At 35.2% G+C, this 16079-nt stretch carries 12 protein-coding genes; 8 read left to right on the forward strand and 4 right to left on the reverse strand.

All coding sequences use genetic code 11. The features are described 5' to 3' along the window. Positions 1-2 precede the first annotated feature (2 nt). The 5 genes from A6I66_RS06925 (at position 3) to A6I66_RS06945 (ending at position 5682) form a co-directional block, all read left to right on the forward strand. Positions 3-1490, forward strand: coding sequence for a PKD domain-containing protein (locus tag A6I66_RS06925; protein WP_067147003.1), 1488 nt, complete (start codon positions 3-5; stop codon positions 1488-1490). A 38-nt stretch (positions 1491-1528) separates the two neighbouring features. Then, positions 1529-2455 carry a polysaccharide lyase family 7 protein gene (locus tag A6I66_RS06930; RefSeq protein WP_067147005.1) on the forward strand — a complete coding sequence of 309 codons (927 nt, stop codon included), beginning with the start codon at positions 1529-1531 and terminating at the stop codon, positions 2453-2455. Positions 2456-2692: 237 nt separating this feature from the next. Further along, positions 2693-3400 carry a FadR/GntR family transcriptional regulator gene (locus A6I66_RS06935; protein ID WP_067147007.1) on the forward strand — a complete coding sequence of 236 codons (708 nt, stop codon included), beginning with the start codon at positions 2693-2695 and terminating at the stop codon, positions 3398-3400. Between the two features lie 193 nt (positions 3401-3593). Beyond that, entirely contained in the window at positions 3594-4883 is a 1290-nt protein-coding gene (locus tag A6I66_RS06940; protein WP_067147008.1) for an MFS transporter, read from the forward strand. A gap of 34 nt (positions 4884-4917) precedes the next feature. Then, a complete protein-coding gene (locus A6I66_RS06945) occupies positions 4918-5682 on the forward strand; it encodes an SDR family NAD(P)-dependent oxidoreductase (RefSeq protein WP_067147010.1) in 765 nt (254 codons plus the stop codon). A 126-nt stretch (positions 5683-5808) separates the two neighbouring features. Here the strand turns inward: A6I66_RS06945 and A6I66_RS06950 are convergent, their stop codons facing one another. Continuing rightward, positions 5809-6870: a LacI family DNA-binding transcriptional regulator gene (locus tag A6I66_RS06950; protein ID WP_084399538.1), complete on the reverse strand. Its 1062-nt coding sequence runs from the start codon at positions 6868-6870 to the stop codon at positions 5809-5811. A 127-nt stretch (positions 6871-6997) separates the two neighbouring features. Here A6I66_RS06950 and A6I66_RS06955 point away from each other — a divergent pair, with 127 nt between their 5' ends. Genes A6I66_RS06955 through A6I66_RS06965 form a run of 3 tightly spaced genes read left to right on the forward strand, consistent with a single transcriptional unit; the run spans position 6998 to position 9994 of the window. Further along, entirely contained in the window at positions 6998-8044 is a 1047-nt protein-coding gene (locus tag A6I66_RS06955) for a sugar kinase (RefSeq protein WP_067147012.1), read from the forward strand. Positions 8045-8092: 48 nt separating this feature from the next. Next, the gene (locus tag A6I66_RS06960) at positions 8093-9310 is read left to right on the forward strand and encodes a 6-phosphofructokinase (RefSeq protein ID WP_067147014.1); all 1218 of its coding nucleotides are present in this window, start codon (positions 8093-8095) and stop codon (positions 9308-9310) included. Positions 9311-9325: 15 nt separating this feature from the next. Then, on the forward strand, positions 9326-9994 hold the full coding sequence (locus A6I66_RS06965) for a bifunctional 4-hydroxy-2-oxoglutarate aldolase/2-dehydro-3-deoxy-phosphogluconate aldolase (protein ID WP_067147016.1): 669 nt from the start codon (positions 9326-9328) through the stop codon (positions 9992-9994). A 158-nt stretch (positions 9995-10152) separates the two neighbouring features. On the opposite strand, the gene A6I66_RS06970 is transcribed toward A6I66_RS06965, so the two are convergent. From A6I66_RS06970 to A6I66_RS06980, 3 genes are all read right to left on the reverse strand, one after another. Beyond that, positions 10153-13608 (reverse strand): hypothetical protein, encoded by a 3456-nt coding sequence (locus A6I66_RS06970; protein ID WP_067147018.1) that lies wholly within the window; start codon positions 13606-13608, stop codon positions 10153-10155. Between the two features lie 195 nt (positions 13609-13803). Next, positions 13804-14982: an acyl-CoA dehydrogenase family protein gene (locus tag A6I66_RS06975; RefSeq protein ID WP_067147020.1), complete on the reverse strand. Its 1179-nt coding sequence runs from the start codon at positions 14980-14982 to the stop codon at positions 13804-13806. A 109-nt stretch (positions 14983-15091) separates the two neighbouring features. Further along, positions 15092-15808, reverse strand: coding sequence for a tRNA1(Val) (adenine(37)-N6)-methyltransferase (locus A6I66_RS06980; protein WP_067147022.1), 717 nt, complete (start codon positions 15806-15808; stop codon positions 15092-15094). Positions 15809-16079: the final 271 nt, after the last annotated feature.

The raw sequence follows: 16079 nt of genomic DNA on the forward strand, positions 1-16079 counted from the left end.
TTATGATTTATAACTTAATTAAAAAACACACAAAAAGTACGTTAGTACTGATTTTTGTGGCATTGGGCATAGTATCTTGCTATGACGATGGGCACGAGCCTTTCGTTCCGCCTTCTGGGAATGTGAATAACATTCAACCAAGTACACAGTTTACTACCAGTTTAGATGCAGACGATCAATTAACTGTTATATTTAGGAGCTACTCTACTGATGCTGCTTCTTATTTGTGGGAGTTTGGAGATGGTAGTACTTCAGATGAGGCTAACCCTAATTATACTTATTCTGAAGGTGGTCTGTATGATGTAAAATTAACGACTACTAGTTCAGACGGTTTAATTGCTAAGGATTCTACTCAAGTTGGTCCAATATCAGTTGGTTTTACCTTTGCAGTTGAAGATACACAAGTAACTTTTACCAATGCTACTTCTGGAGCGGAGTCTTTAGTATGGGATTTTGGTGATGGTAGTTCTACGGAATGGTCTTATGAAGACACCGAAAACGATCCTAGCTTTAGTCCAGTTCACACTTACAAAGATGTTGGTCCTTATGATGTGGTTTTAACGGCTACAAATTTTGCTGGTGATACGTATTCTGTATCTCAAAAAGTTGAAGGCTTAGTACTTTCTACTGTACCAGATTTTACATTTGAAAATGTTACTGGTTTACAAGTACAATTTACAGATGCTTCAATTTTGGCAGAAACTCATGCTTGGGATTTTGGAGATGGTAACTCATCTACGGAATTAAATCCTTCTCATACCTATGCTGCCGCAGGAACTTATGAGGTTACTTTAACAACGACGAATATTGAAGGTGTTGCTAAAAGTGTTTCATATTTTGTGCCTGTTGGAGGTGTTCAACCAACCTTTAAAGCTATTGTGCAAAATGGTACTTGCGACGACCATCAGAATAATACTAGCGATAATGCCGATGCTTGGGATATGACGCCTAACTCTGAAGTTGAAGATGACAATTTAGGTGTTATTCCTAGTCCGTATCGTGCTTTATGGTATAATAGTGCCTTAAACGATTATATTGACGCGACTTATTGTGCTAATGAGCAACCAGGGTCTTCTAGTGATGGGAATTTTGTGAATGGTGTAAAAACTAGAGGTGTAAAAATTTCAGAGCCTTGCCGTCGTCTTTATCAACTTGTAGCTGTAGAGCCAGGTGTTGAATATACCTTTACGATCGATTCAAGATCAGAGGCTTCTGGTGTAAATTCAGAAGTATTCATCTTAAATAACGAAATTTCTACCGAAGCTGGTATTGATGCCGATCCAATGTCTGAGTCTGATGCGTATTATGAAATTACTAACGATTTCAATCCTGATAAGCCTTCTGCAGGTGTAGATACTTTCACTACGTCTACCTTCACTTTTAAAGCTTCAGGAAACTTTGTTGTAATTTATGTAAGAGCTTTAAATGCGGTTGATGATACTAATGAAGTATTCTATGATAATATTGATATCATAACTCCTGGATTTTAATCATAAAAACAATCCAGTAAACCATAAATCAAAGTAAAATGAAAAATTTTCGAAAAGAAATTTTAGGATTATTACTTATAGCATTTATATCTGTAAGCGCTACTTGTCAAGATAAGACAAGTAGCGGTACAGATGCTAAGGCGAAGACTGAAAAAAAATCTAAGAAGAAGAAAAGAAAAAAAGGTAAAAAAGTAAGACTTCCTGATATTGACTTAAGTCACTGGAAGGTGACCTTACCGGTTCTTAATGAAAAGGGGAAACCTTACGAAATTGACCCACCAGAAATTCTAGATTTTGCTTCTAATGAAGTCGCAAAACCTTATATGTATATTGATTCTACAGATGGTTCTATCGTTTTTCACGCTATGCCAACGAAATCAACTACAAAGAACACCAAATACACAAGGTCGGAGCTTAGAGAACAAATGGTTCCTGGTGAAAACAATGTAAATTGGACTTTTAAAGATGGTGGTTATATGAAAGGTACCATTGCCATGGATGCGGTTTCTAAAGATTCCAATGGGAAGTATCATAAAGTTATTATCATGCAAATTCATGGACGCTTAACTAATGAGCAACGTGATTTAATTGGTGAAGATGATAATAATGCACCGCCTATCCTTAAAATTTATTGGCAAAATGGTAAAGTTCGAGTTAAAACTAAAGAACTTAAAAATATATCGGCTTCAAGTGAAGAGATTTTACATGAAGATGCTTGGGGCGATGATGAAGGATTTAATTTTGAACAAGAAGTTAACTTTAGAAAATTTACTTTAGAAGTAAAAATATCTGAAGGTAAAATGGTTATCGTCTTAAATGGTAATGAGTATAAAGTATATGAAAATATACATATGCAGCGTTGGGGTGTGTTTGAAAACTACTTTAAAGCTGGGAACTATTTTCAGTCTAGAGACGATGGGGCTTTTGCCAAAGTTAAGTTCTATGACTTAGAAGTAAGTCATTAATAATAGAGTTAAGAAGTATAATTACTAAAAGGGTTTTAAAGGGGGATTGGTTAGAGTCAGAAGTGTCTTACAAGTCTCGTCAACAAAAGAATAATACTTGTTTGACTTATTGTTAAGTGTTAATTTAGCACGAATTTTTGAGTTTGTAAAAAGGTATGAACTTAGGTTATATATTTGTATGTTTTTAAATTTAGAGAAATTGCTAAATTAATTAGGTTATAAAATTCACGTGAGAAGATGAAATTAGACGTATTTACAGTAAGTGACAACAACAATAAAGCACAAAAGGCGATAATAAGTCAGATTAAAGAACTAATAAATTATAAAAATTTAGAACCCGGCGACAAGTTACCATCAGAGAGAATGCTTTCAGAAAAGTTTGGTGTTACACGTGGATTGATACGTGATACCATTCAAAAGTTAGAATTTTACGGTCTATTAAAGTCTATTCCTCAAAGTGGAACTTTTGTTGCCAATATAGGTGTTGTAGCCATGAATGGTATGATTGATGACATTTTAAGGTTGGAATCACCAGATTTTAAATCTCTAGTTGAAACAAGGATTTTACTAGAATTAAAAACAGTGAGTTTAGCATCTTTAAGACGTACAGAAGAGGATCTTAAAAATATTGAAGAAGCTTTATTAGCTTATGAAGTTAAGGCAATAGCAGGTGAAGATGCTGTGCAAGAAGATTTACTTTTTCACTTAGCCATTGCAAAAGCGAGTGGTAATGCTACCATGAATATGATGATGTTAACCATTATTCCACAAATAATTATGGATTTTGAGAAATATCATGTATGTGATAAAGATCAATCTGTGCTCGGTATTAAGGAACACCGAGGTATTTACGATTGTATAAAAACTCAAAACGCTGCTGAAGCAAGAGAAAAAATGAAAGATCATTTTAATTTTTTGTATCAGTATTGTTATAGTACAGAATAATAAAAAAGACATAAGTAATGGTTTGAATTACAAGTTTGTAACTATTACTTGTCATTACTTTAAAAGGGAAGAAACAGTACAATAGTTTTCTTCCTTTATAATGTATAAAAAAATACAAATAACGATTTGTATAATGCTTTTAAGACTTTTGTAAGTCTTCGAGGTTCATTAATGTTTATAAATAAATAAAAATATGAAAGTAAAAGGTTTACGTTGGTTTATCATAGGACTAATCTTTGTGGCAACGGTTATCAATTATATTGATAGAAGTGCGCTAGCTATTATGTGGGGGAGTAATGATCAACCTGATTCTATCTCTGGATCATTAGGACTCACAAAAAGTGATTATGGTCTAATTCTAAATATTTTCATGGTGTTTTATGCACTAGGACAATTATTTTCAGGTAAATTATTTGATAAAGTAGGAACTAGAATTGGTTATGTAATTAGTATTGGTGTTTGGGGATTATCTTCATTCTTACACTCTACGGTTCGTGGTCTAGTTGGACTTACTATTTTTAGAAGTACATTAGGTATATCTGAAGCTGGGAACTGGCCAGGCGGTGTTAAAAGTAACGCCGAGTGGTTTCCAATTAAAGAACGTGCATTCGCTCAAGGTTTATTTAACGCAGGAGCTTCTATTGGTTCGGTAATCGCTCCACCTTTTATTGCTACTTTATTCGTTGCTTTTGGATGGAGAACAACATTTATGGTCATTGGTTCTTTTGGTATCCTTTGGATTATTCCATGGTTAATTATTAACAAATCAGGACCTAAAACTCACCCTTGGATTACAGAAGAAGAACAAAAATTCATTATTGAAGGTCAGAGTAAAGCAGATCAAGCAGCTACAGCAGATACTAAAGGTTTAAGCTTAGGTCAAATTTTATCTCACAAAGAATCTTGGGCTATCGTATTAGGACGTTTCTTTTTAGAGCCTATCTGGTGGTTATTTGTAGGTTGGATGCCACTTTACTTGGCCGATGTTTACGGTTTTGATGTAAAAGAAGTTGGTATGTTTGCATGGGTACCTTACGTTGGTGCTGCTCTTGGTAGTATTGCTGGTGGTTATGTTTCAGGACAAATTATTTCTAAAACACATTCTATAGATAAAGGTAGAAAATTAACCATTCTAATTGGTGGTATCATCATGTTCTTAGGTCTAATTGCTACTATTATGTTTGGAGATTCTCCAGAGCGTTTCGTGGCTATTGTATTCTTTGTGTTATTTGGTTTCCAATTTGCTATCGGAAATGTTCAAACATTACCAAGTGATTTATTTAGTGGTAAATCTGTTGGATCATTAGCAGGTCTTGCTGGTATGGTTGGTGTATTCTCTGTAATCTTAATGAACTTCTTAGTTCCTATTATTCAAGAGAAATTTTCATACACGCCAATTTTTGTAGCCATTGCTATTGCGGTTCCATTAGGATTAGGTTCCATTTACTATTTCGCAAGAGAAATTAAATCAGTAGAAGAATAAATAAAAAAATAATCAAATTTAAATTATAATAAAAATGAGTAATTCAGGAAATAAAGTAGCGGTTGTAACCGGAGCCACAGGTGGTATTGGATTTGAAGTTGCAAAACGCTTAGGAAAAGACGGTTATACTGTTGTATTAAATGGTATTGAAGACGAAGCTGGAGCTAAAAGAATTGAAGAACTTACAGCTTTAGGTATTAAAGCTGAGTATTACGGTTTTGATGTAACTAAAGATGAAGAGGTTACGGAAAACATTACAAAAATTGGTGAAAAGTATGGTAGAATTGACGTGCTTGTAAACAATGCAGGTGGTATTGGTGTGAGAGCTAGATTTGAAGAAATGACAACGGATCAATACCGATTTGTTATGGCTTTAAACCTTGATTCTGTATTTTTTGCTTCAAGAGCTGCGATTCCTTTCCTTAAAAAAGGTGAGAATGCATCTATTATTAATTATACCTCTAACGCTGCATGGAATGGTGCAGGTCCTGGTGCAGGAATCTATTCTGTATCAAAAGGTGGTGTACAATCTATAACAAGAGCATTAGCTAAAGATTTAGCTGAATATGGAATTAGAGTAAACGCAGTATCTCCAGGTACAATTGATACGCCTTTCCATGCGCAAATTAAAGCTACTAAGCCAGAAGTTTTCGCTTCTTGGGCAAATAGTGTTTTATTAGGAAGATTAGGTCAGCCAGAAGAAGTTGCTGGTGTTGTTTCTTTCTTAGCGAGTGACGATGCGTCTTTCATGACTGCTGAAACTGTCCAAATTGGTGGTGGTCAAGCTTTAGGTATCTAATTAGTACACTTTATTCATAATTTAAAAGGCTTGTGTTATTGATTTAACGCAAGCCTTTTTATATTTAAAGTAAAATTTAATTAATTCTATAATTGATTAAATAAATATGTGATTTCAAATATTCACCTAATTTTTGATTCGTGATGAATCACGAACAATCAGCTCTGCCTCTAGAATTTTTTTATTCAAACTTTGTTTGATAACGGGCGCTTTCATGTGTTCTAAAAAGGTTTGAGCGGCCAATTTGCCAATTTCTTCACTGTGTTGGTTTATCGAAGTAATTGAAGGGGTTACCATGGAGGTAAAAGGTTCGTTTCCAAAACCTACTAAAGCGATGTCTTGGGGTACTCTTATGTTATTTTCTTTAAGAACTTGTAAAGCACCCAAAGCGGCATAGTCACTGGCTACATAAATAGCGTCGGGTCTGTTTTTTAATTCTAATAACTGCTGCATTTTAGCTCGTCCGTCTTTTATGGTTAGGCTTCCCTCTAATAACAACTCGGGTTCTAGAGGCAAATGGTAAGTTTTTAACGCATCCATATAACCTCTAATACGGTTATTGAAAATACGCGTGTGTTTGTAGCCACCAATATGCGCAATGCGCTTACAACCCTGTTCTACCAAATGCTGCACAATAATGCCACTACTTTTATAATCGTCTATACCTATATAATCAACGTTTAAGTCATTTTCACCACGATCGAATAGAATAAGCGGAATGCCTTTAGTTTTAATCTTATTGTAATAATTTAAATCGATCGTTTCATTGGCCATTGAGGCTATAATACCATCAACTTGGGTATATAATAAAGTATCAATATTGTCGCATTCCTTTTTGTATGATTCGTTGGAATGCGTCATGATAATGTTGTACCCTTTCTTATTTAAAACTTCCTCCATACTCTGTACTACTGAAGAGAAAAAATGACTATTTGTACGTGGCGCAATAATGCCAACCAAATTACTTTTTCCTTTACGTAGGGCACTCGCCAAGTGGTTCGGGTGGTAGTTCAAGTTTTTAGCCACTTGCTTTACCGCCTTTTTAGTTTTCTCACTAATACGTGAATCGTCATGCAACGCTTTCGATACCGCAGCAGGCGAAATGTTAAGCACGTTGGCTATATCTTTTATGGTGGTTTTTCTTTTGATATTTATTTTTTTTATATATTTGCTTAAACGTTTAAGCAAATGTAATTCTTAAATTTTTATAATCAAAACAGATTAAGAAAACTGTTTTGAAGATGAAGCCTTTTACATAGTGATGCTTAATCGTTTAAGCAAAACATAATTTTTGAATATTAAATAATAAAAAGAAATGAGTAAAGTAGTAACGTTTGGAGAAATCATGTTAAGATTAGCTCCTCAAGGATTTTTAAGATTTTCTCAAGCTAACAATTTTGATGTTGTTTATGGTGGTGGTGAATCTAACGTGGCAGTATCATTAGCTAACTATGGTGTTTCTTGTGATTTTGTAACACGTTTACCAAAGAACGATATTGGTGAGTGTGCGATGATGGAAATGCGTAAAAGAGGCGTTGGTGTTGATAAAATTGTTTGGGGTGGTGATCGTTTAGGAATCTATTTCTTAGAAACAGGTGCTGTTTCAAGAGGTTCTAAAGTGGTTTACGATAGAGCGTATTCTTCTATGTCTACTATTGAGTCTGGAATGATCGATTGGGATGCTGTTTTTGAAGGTGTTGAGTGGTTTCACTGGACTGGAATTACACCAGCGATTTCTCAAAGTTCTGCAGAAGTATGTTTAGAGGCTGTTAAAGCAGCTAGCGCAAAAGGTATTACAATCTCTACAGATTTAAACTACCGTGCTAAATTATGGAAGTACTGTGATGATGCACATAGAGAGTCTATCATGACTGAATTAACATCTTACTGTGATGTTGTTTTAGGAAACGAAGAAGATGCTGAAATGCACTTTGGTATCAAACCAGAAGGAATTACAGTTCAAACTGCTGGTCATGATGTAAAAGCTGAGGCTTTCTTATCTGTTTGTAAGCAAATGATGGAGAAATTCCCAAGAGCTAAAAAGGTTATTACTACTTTAAGAGGTTCTATCTCTGCATCTCATAACACATGGGCTGGAGTTTTATATGATGGAAAACAAATGTTAGAAACACGTCAATACCAAATTACAGATATCGTTGATAGAGTAGGTGGTGGTGATTCATTCATGGGAGGTTTAATCTACGGATTATTAACTTACCCAGATGATGACCAAAATGCACTTGACTTTGCTGTTGCTGCATCTTGTTTAAAACACACTATTAAAGGTGATGCCAACTTAGTAACAGTTGATGAAGTTAAAAAATTAATGGGTGGCGACGCTTCTGGTCGTGTAGCTCGATAATAAATATGTAAAAAGGTAATGAGGTAACTCATTACCTTTTTTTTATATATGGAAAAATCTATTGCAATTATATGTGGTGGTGGACCCGCTCCAGGCATTAATACTGTGATTAGTACCCTTGCAAAAACCTTTATTAAAGATGGTTATAATGTGTTAGGTGTACATCATGGGTATAAAGGCTTGTTTTCAGATGATCCTCAAGTTGAAATTTTCGATTTTAATAAAGCAGATCGCATATTTAGTCGAGGTGGTTCAACTTTAGTAATGAGCCGTTTTAAGCCTAAAGATTCCGATTTTAAAGCCGATTTCTTCCAAAAAAACAATGTCAAATTATTGGTTACTATTGGTGGCGATGATACGGCCTCAACAGCCAGTCGATTAACAAAATTTCTTGTTAGTAAACAGCTAGATGTTGCCCATATTCACGTGCCTAAAACCATAGACAACGATTTGCCTTTGCCGGATAGAAACCCAACTTTTGGATTTCATACCGCAAAAGACGAAGGTGTACGTATAGGAAACACAGTTTATGAAGATGCTAGAACTAGTCAGAACTGGTTTGTTGTTTCGGCCATGGGGCGATCAGCAGGACATTTAGCTTTTGGTATTGCTTCAGCTTGTCATTTTCCTATGATGATTATCCCAGAAATGTTCAATAAAACGAGCATTACTTTCGATAAGCTTATCAACATGATTATATCGTCAATCATTAAAAGCAAAATTAAAGGGATTGAGTACGGTGTGGCTTTAGTAAGTGAAGGTGTTTTTCATTTTATGGATGAAGATGAAATCAAGAACTCAGGTATTAATTTTACCTATGACGATCATGGACACCCTGAATTAGGAAACGTTAGTAAATCACATATCTTCAATTATCTTTTACAGGTAAAGTTGAAAGAATTAGGATTAGAAATTAAGTCGAGACCCGTAGAAATTGGTTACGAATTAAGATGTTGTAATCCTATAGCTTTTGATTTAACTTTGTGTACCTTATTAGGAATTGGGGTTAAAAAATTATTTGATGAAGGCGTTACAGGTTGTATTGTAAGTGCTAATTCAAGAGGTGATATAACCCCTTTATATTTAAGTGATTTTGAAGATGAGAACGGTAAAGTTCCTCCAAGATTGGTTGATATAAATTCAGATATGGCTCAGTTATTCATTAATCACCTTATTTATATTAGAGAGCGTGATTATGAAGAAGCAAAAAAATATGTAGTTAATCCAGAAGACTACGATGTTAAGAAAATTTTAAACTGGAATTAAACAAAATAAACAATTATGGCACAATTTTCAAGATTAGAAGTGGCTCAAGCCATGAAAGATACAGGAATGATTCCTTTATTTTTCCACAGTGATATAGAATTAAGTAAAAAAGTATTAAAGGCTTGCTACGATGGTGGTGCGCGTTTAATGGAGTTTACAGCTCGTGGTGATTTCGCTCACGAAGTTTTTGGAGAATTAACGAAGTATGCTATTGCTGAATTACCAGGAATGATTATGGGTGTTGGTTCTGTAACCGATGGCGCTGCAGCTTCATTATACATGGCTTTAGGTGCAAACTTTATCGTTACACCAGTGTTAAGAGAAGATATTGCAATCGCTTGTAACCGTAAAAAAGTACTTTGGTCTCCAGGATGTGGTTCATTAACTGAAATCGCTAGAGCGGAAGAATTAGGATGTGAAATCGTAAAATTATTCCCTGGTGATTTATACGGACCAAAATTCATAAAAGGTATTAAAGGTCCTCAACCTTGGACTAGCATTATGCCAACTGGTGGTGTTTCTCCAACTGAAGAAAACCTGAAAGGCTGGTTCGATGCAGGCGCAACTTGTGTTGGAATGGGATCTCAATTAATCTCTAAAGATATTATTGCTAATAAAGATTATGCGAAGTTAGAGCAAGACGTAAAAGATGCTTTAGCTATTGTAAAGAAGGTTAGAAAATAATCAATATTTTATTGTAGTCTTAATTTAAGGTTACAACAAAGAATAAAAGACAGTGAAGTTTGTTTCACTGTCTTTTTTTGTTTTAACACATTACTAGATGACAAAAAAAAGAGCTACCCTTTTAGGTAGCTCTTTTCGATTGAATATACTCATTAATTTTACTTTCTACACAATGGATCGGCTCCAATGGTACCTACTAAACTGTTTAGATAGGCTTCAGAGCTTACTTCATTATAATGGTTTTTAACCTCATCTAAGCGATCATTTATATGCATTTCTGCAGCGATATTCGTGTTGTTAGGGTTTGTAATGAAAGCTTCTAAATAAGCTATTTCATTAGCGTAAAACTGAATGTCTTTTTGTTGTTTTAATTTCAGTCTTTCTTTATACCAGTCGCTATTTAATACATAGTCTCTATCAAATAGTTTTCTTAATTCTGGATCACTCATTGGTTTTCCTTCATAGTGACCATAAGCCATCATGTGAATTAGAACTTTTAACGGTGGAATGGCAGCCTCAATACTTCCATCTTCAAAATAACGTAAAGCTACTTTTTCTTGGGCTTCAACGATGTTTTTAATGCCGTCAACATAATCTTCCATACCTTGCAGTTCTGGTTTCAACATTTCTTCGTTAAAAACAGCAGTAGGCTCATCAAACAAACGGTTTAAACATAAGTGCGAAAATTGTTTAGTAATTCTATACCCTAAACGGCTTGCCAAAATGGTTTCTCCGTTATATTCAAAATCGTCTATTTTTTCTAAACATCCTGTTTCAATTAATTTTTTAGGATCACGGTCAGATGGTTCTAATCGTGCCCAAATTTCAGGGATAAGTAAACTAATATCATGGTCTACTTGATTGTTTCCTCCCACATAACCTGCAGCTGTACTAAACGCATCAGATTCTGTTAAAATATGCGACAGTAAAGCGTTGTTTAAGTCACTTGTAGGCGTTAGCATATTAAATGGCCCCTTAGTTAAAGCACCTTCTGAACCTGCTCCAGTTGTTGATGGTGATTTACCTGTTAAGCTACAAATAAAGTCCATAAATAACTCTGGAGTTTCTTGGTAGTGAATCGGGTTATACACAGCTAGCGCGCGTATTCCAGCTTCCTTATCAGCAGGGTTGTTTCGTCTACCAGGTAAAACAGCGTTTACAACATTAATAACAGGATTTTCAGATTTTATTTTTCTAACCAAACGTACACCAACTTCAGCTAAATAAGTCGCTTCAGTTTCACTCACGTTTACATTAGGCTCTAAATATCTTGGGTTTTTCGTAGGTTCACCATTCACAATTCTCGTGTGGGACGGTAATACGAAATACTCTTCGTCTTTAGGGCTATTTACAATTTCAGTAATGAAATCTTTTACTGGTTGTGTGTATTTATCAAAATGAATTGTGTCATTATAAATATCGATAGCATCTTGTTTTTTCAATAACTCATAGTTTGTTAAAAAACGACCATCGGTAACAATATCTAACTCAGCATTTTTATCATATCCTCTCACCACAGCTTCATCAGGACGTTGGAAAAGGTGTGCTTCACAGTTTGTAACCACTTTTAAACTCTTGTTTGTAAACTCAGGGTTTAGGTTATTAATCTGTTCTCTTGGTAAGGTGATTGATGCCGTGATGTCATCTTCAGTTTGAATTTTTTCACAAGGCGAAAAGTCAGATCTTAATTTATTAAGCATCCAGTTTCCTTTTTGATTAAAGCCAATACGTACATAACTACCAACTACAGGCGTGTTATTATGAAGTAAACCAGTACCGTTTTCACCGTTTATAATTTCAACCGACATGTAATCTTTCCAGTTTAATACACCACGTGCTTGTCTGTATAAACGTTTTACAAACAATACTAACGATCTAATGTGAACTGGAATTTCTTCCAACATTTGGTTGTACTCATCCGAATTTTCATCCGAAGGGGTTAATAATTTTACAGCCGAACTTAAAGTTCTTTCCTCACTTAAGAAAGATCTTGATTTTGGTCTGTTCGGGTCTTTTACCTTCCAACGTGTGGTGTAATCAAATTCGATGATTTCATCTGCTTTTTTGAAATCCTCTTCTATATCCTGAATGTTAAAAGTACTATAGGTAATAGCATTTTGCATGGATTTTGAAATCTCCGATTTTCCACCACCAGAAACCGTACAAGGTTTGTGGCAAAAAATACCTTCTGCAAAGGTGTCTACAATACGCCATAAATCAACCGACTTATGTTTTTCAAGTCTAAATTTATTTCCAGTAGGGTGTACGTAAGTTTTACGAGGCGAAAGAATTAACTTCTCTTCTTTACCTTCGTGTTCCCAAGTAATGCTATTAGTGTTGGTGTTAACATAAGCATGTTCTGGAATATAAATAATGTCTGGATATTTTTTATCAACCGCATAATTTCCAGGTTGTACTTCGATACGATCACCTAATAAGGTTTTAACTTCTTCAAAACTGTGTTTGTTGTGATGGAATGCGGTATAATCTTTACCATCTAAAGTGCTTCCCATAACACGTCTAGCAAAAGCAATTGCTCCACCAGCATGCTCCTCTTCAACTAAACCATAAAGGTTAGCCGAGTAGCTTATTTGTGTTTTTATTTCTTTTTTAGAATACCCGTAATAGTTATCTGCGATGATAGTTACTACCACACCGCGATCGTCTCTACAGGTAATTTTGAAGGCGCCACCATCGTTGTAAAGTTCATCTTCATTTTTCCAGCACATACCGTCATTTTTTTGACGTTCTGTAGCCTCATCAAAATGAGGAAGTCCTAAATCTTTCTTTTTAAGTTTTAACAACTGTGGTGCTAAAATAATACAGCCAGTATGACCTGTCCAATGTTCAGGATCTAAAGCAGCATCATTTAAAGCTAAGTGCGGATCACCAGCATTCCCGAAAATTGACTCCACGAAATCTAAATTACTCACAAGGCTTCCTGGAGCAAAGAAACGCACTTCTAATGATTTTTCTGAAATCACCCCTTTAACCTCTGGACAAACCACTGGTCTTAACATCATAGATACTAGTGTCTTGGCTTGCTCATCTTCAGGCTGACTAGACGTAAAAGGTAAGTTTTTTAACTCGTCAGAAGGGTTAAAAGCAGCATGTAAAAAGTGTGCAAAAACCTCTCTTGGAACTTCTTTTTTATCTAATGGAACCGGAAGTGGGCCTTCCACAATATGAAATGTTCCTTTTGTTGTTCTTTTATCGTGTAAAGGATTGTTTAAAATACCTTGTTTTATCCTTTTTGAAGTAACCATGTTACTTTCAAATGAATCGCCATCCGGTGGTAAACTCACCTCTCTAGCTTGACCTTTTCTAGATAGAATTAGGGTGTTGTTAGGGATGACATATGATTTACCAGTTTTTGTATCTTTTAAATAGTCGTTTAAAAAATTCTGAATACGAGAATCTGCAGGTGAATGATGTGTTGCTAAAAGTCTAGACTTGGCTTGTACATTCTTTATGATTCCACTTGTTAATTCTTCAAATTTCGGATTGCAAAATTTGACTGCACTATCCGGTTTGTCTTTAAAAGTTGGCAACCATAAGGAAGCTAACTGTAAGTTTGTAAATTGGATAATGTCTTTTCTTGATTCTTCTTGCATGATGTCTAAAAGTTACTTTGTGGTATATTTAATACACTTATTCTAACACAAATTTATGTTGTTATACTTTCATAAAAGCTGTCAAAAGTCAGTCTTCCAAAGAATAATTTTAATTATTTTCTTCGAAAACGATTGCGTTTATGGTTTTAACGAAGATAAAACATATTGTAAGTAAAATAGTGCGATTTCTAATTGTTATTTAAAAGCATTTAATCCTGTAATATCTAATCCAGTAATTAATAAATGTATGTCGTGAGTACCTTCATAGGTAATCACACTTTCCAAATTCATGGCGTGTCTCATAATAGAATATTCACCAGTGATGCCCATACCACCTAAAATTTGTCGTGCCTCTCTAGCGATATTAATAGCCATATCTACATTGTTTCTTTTGGCCATAGATATTTGTGCAGATGTGGCTTTGTCATCATTTTTTAAAACGCCTAAGCGCCAAGTTAAAAGTTGGGCCTTAGTAATTTCTGTTATCATTTCGGCTAGTTTCTTTTGTTGTAACTGAAACTGTCCTATAGGTTTGCCAAACTGTGTACGCTCTTTGCTGTATCTTAAGGCGGTGTCGTAGCAATCCATGGCCGCACCAATAGCACCCCAAGCGATGCCGTATCTCGCCGAGTCTAAACAACCTAGCGGAGCACCTAAGCCCGATTTATTGGGTAATATGTTTTCTTTCGGAACTTTTACGTTGTCGAATATCAATTCACCTGTGGCCGATGCCCGTAAAGACCATTTATTGTGCGTTTCTGGCGTTGTAAAACCTGCCATGCCTCGTTCTACAATAAGACCATGAACACGGTCTGTCTCATCTTTTGCCCAGACTATAGCAATTTGGGCAAAAGGCGCATTGCTAATCCACATTTTGGCTCCGTTTAGCAAATAGTGATCGCCTTGATCTTTGAAATTAGTAATCATGCCACTGGGGTTGCTGCCGTGATCCGGTTCTGTTAATCCGAAACAGCCCATCCATTCACCATTAGCTAGTTTGGGTAAGTATTTTTTGCGTTGTGCTTCGTTGCCATATTTCCAAATGGGATACATCACCAATGACGATTGTACCGATGCCGTGCTTCTAATACCCGAATCACCACGTTCAATTTCTTGCATGATGAGTCCGTAAGAAATTTGATCCAAACCTGCACCGCCATATTCTAGAGGAATGTAGGGTCCAAAAGCACCAATTTCTGATAAGCCTTTTATAAGTTGTTTGGGGAATTTTGCTTTTTGAGAATAGCTTTCAATAATAGGAGACACTTCACGCTTCACCCATTGTCGGGTAGCTTCGCGAATCAGTTTGTGTTCATCTGTAAGTAGGTCGTCTAGTTTGTAATAATCTGGTGCTTCAAATAAATCTGGACGCATAAAGATGAATTTAATTTGAGATTCGCTTTAAGATATTGTACAAAAAAAGCCTTGTTTTTGCTTTTTCTGTACATTTTCCTCTCAAATTTAATCAATCTTATCTATTATTTTACATTTTTAAATAGAAATCTTTTGTTAAGTTTATGTAATCTTCTGTGTAGTCATGTCGCTGATTTTCAATGATAAGCGTTTCGGTTTTTATGTCGCTTTCGCGGAAGGAAAACTCTAAAAGGGAACGCTTAATCTCCGAAGTGGGACTCCCCTGTACATGAAGCCTTTTATTAAGGAAAAGGTTGACTTCTGAAGCTAATGCGATAAATCGGGCTTCCTCTTTATAAGGAATAACAACCGTAAATACCCCTGTATCAGATAATAATGATGAAACACCATGTAATAAGTGATCGAAAGGTAAAGCCTCTTGAAAACGAGCTAAATCACGGGAAACATTATTGGTTTTATAATCCTCACTATAAAATGGTGGGTTGCAAACAATAAGGTCGTATTGATCTTCAATTTCATCTACAAACTCTTCTAGCGATGCATGGTAACAGAATAAACGGTCGCCCCAATCCGATTGTTCAAAATTGTCCACACATTGCTCATAAGCTTTGTCGTCAATCTCTAAGGCGTCAATAATTTCGGCGGCAGACCTTTGCGCTAACATTAAAGCTAAAACGCCTGTTCCAGAGCCAATATCTAAAATGGAAAAGGGACGTTTTTCTAAGGATGTCCATGCGCCCAAAAGCACGGCATCGGTGCCAATTTTCATGGCGCATTGATCTTGATTTACTTTAAACTGTTTAAATAAAAAAGGCTTTTCCGACATGCTTTAAATTTAAATGGCAAAACTAAGGAATAATGATTTTCCATTGCTATGTAATTTTTAAAATAGCGCTTTTTTAAAATGGTAATCTGTTTTTTTGTATATTGATGTAATACTCAATTTGATTAGTATTAGACCTTTACGTTGTTAAAATCTGTGAATTTTGTGTTATTAAACCTGTTAAAATGTATTAAATATTGCTAAACAGTGTTAAATAAAATTTAACAAGACAACGCATAATCTATTTTTGTAATACCAATTTATTCTCTCTCTC

Source organism: Pseudotamlana agarivorans, assembly GCF_001642835.1.
Lineage (GTDB): Bacteria > Bacteroidota > Bacteroidia > Flavobacteriales > Flavobacteriaceae > Pseudotamlana > Pseudotamlana agarivorans.

What these genes read in the sequence shown, in the direction of transcription:
- A6I66_RS06925 (WP_067147003.1), top strand. Translation starts at nt 3, where the DNA reads ATGATTTATAACTTAATTAAAAAACACACAAAAAGTACGTTAGTACTG.
- A6I66_RS06930 (WP_067147005.1), top strand. Translation starts at nt 1,529, where the DNA reads ATGAAAAATTTTCGAAAAGAAATTTTAGGATTATTACTTATAGCATTT.
- A6I66_RS06935 (WP_067147007.1), top strand. Translation starts at nt 2,693, where the DNA reads ATGAAATTAGACGTATTTACAGTAAGTGACAACAACAATAAAGCACAA.
- A6I66_RS06940 (WP_067147008.1), top strand. Translation starts at nt 3,594, where the DNA reads ATGAAAGTAAAAGGTTTACGTTGGTTTATCATAGGACTAATCTTTGTG.
- A6I66_RS06945 (WP_067147010.1), top strand. Translation starts at nt 4,918, where the DNA reads ATGAGTAATTCAGGAAATAAAGTAGCGGTTGTAACCGGAGCCACAGGT.
- A6I66_RS06955 (WP_067147012.1), top strand. Translation starts at nt 6,998, where the DNA reads ATGAGTAAAGTAGTAACGTTTGGAGAAATCATGTTAAGATTAGCTCCT.
- A6I66_RS06960 (WP_067147014.1), top strand. Translation starts at nt 8,093, where the DNA reads ATGGAAAAATCTATTGCAATTATATGTGGTGGTGGACCCGCTCCAGGC.
- A6I66_RS06965 (WP_067147016.1), top strand. Translation starts at nt 9,326, where the DNA reads ATGGCACAATTTTCAAGATTAGAAGTGGCTCAAGCCATGAAAGATACA.
- A6I66_RS06970 (WP_067147018.1), bottom strand. Translation starts at nt 13,608, where the DNA reads ATGCAAGAAGAATCAAGAAAAGACATTATCCAATTTACAAACTTACAG.
- A6I66_RS06975 (WP_067147020.1), bottom strand. Translation starts at nt 14,982, where the DNA reads ATGCGTCCAGATTTATTTGAAGCACCAGATTATTACAAACTAGACGAC.
- A6I66_RS06980 (WP_067147022.1), bottom strand. Translation starts at nt 15,808, where the DNA reads ATGTCGGAAAAGCCTTTTTTATTTAAACAGTTTAAAGTAAATCAAGAT.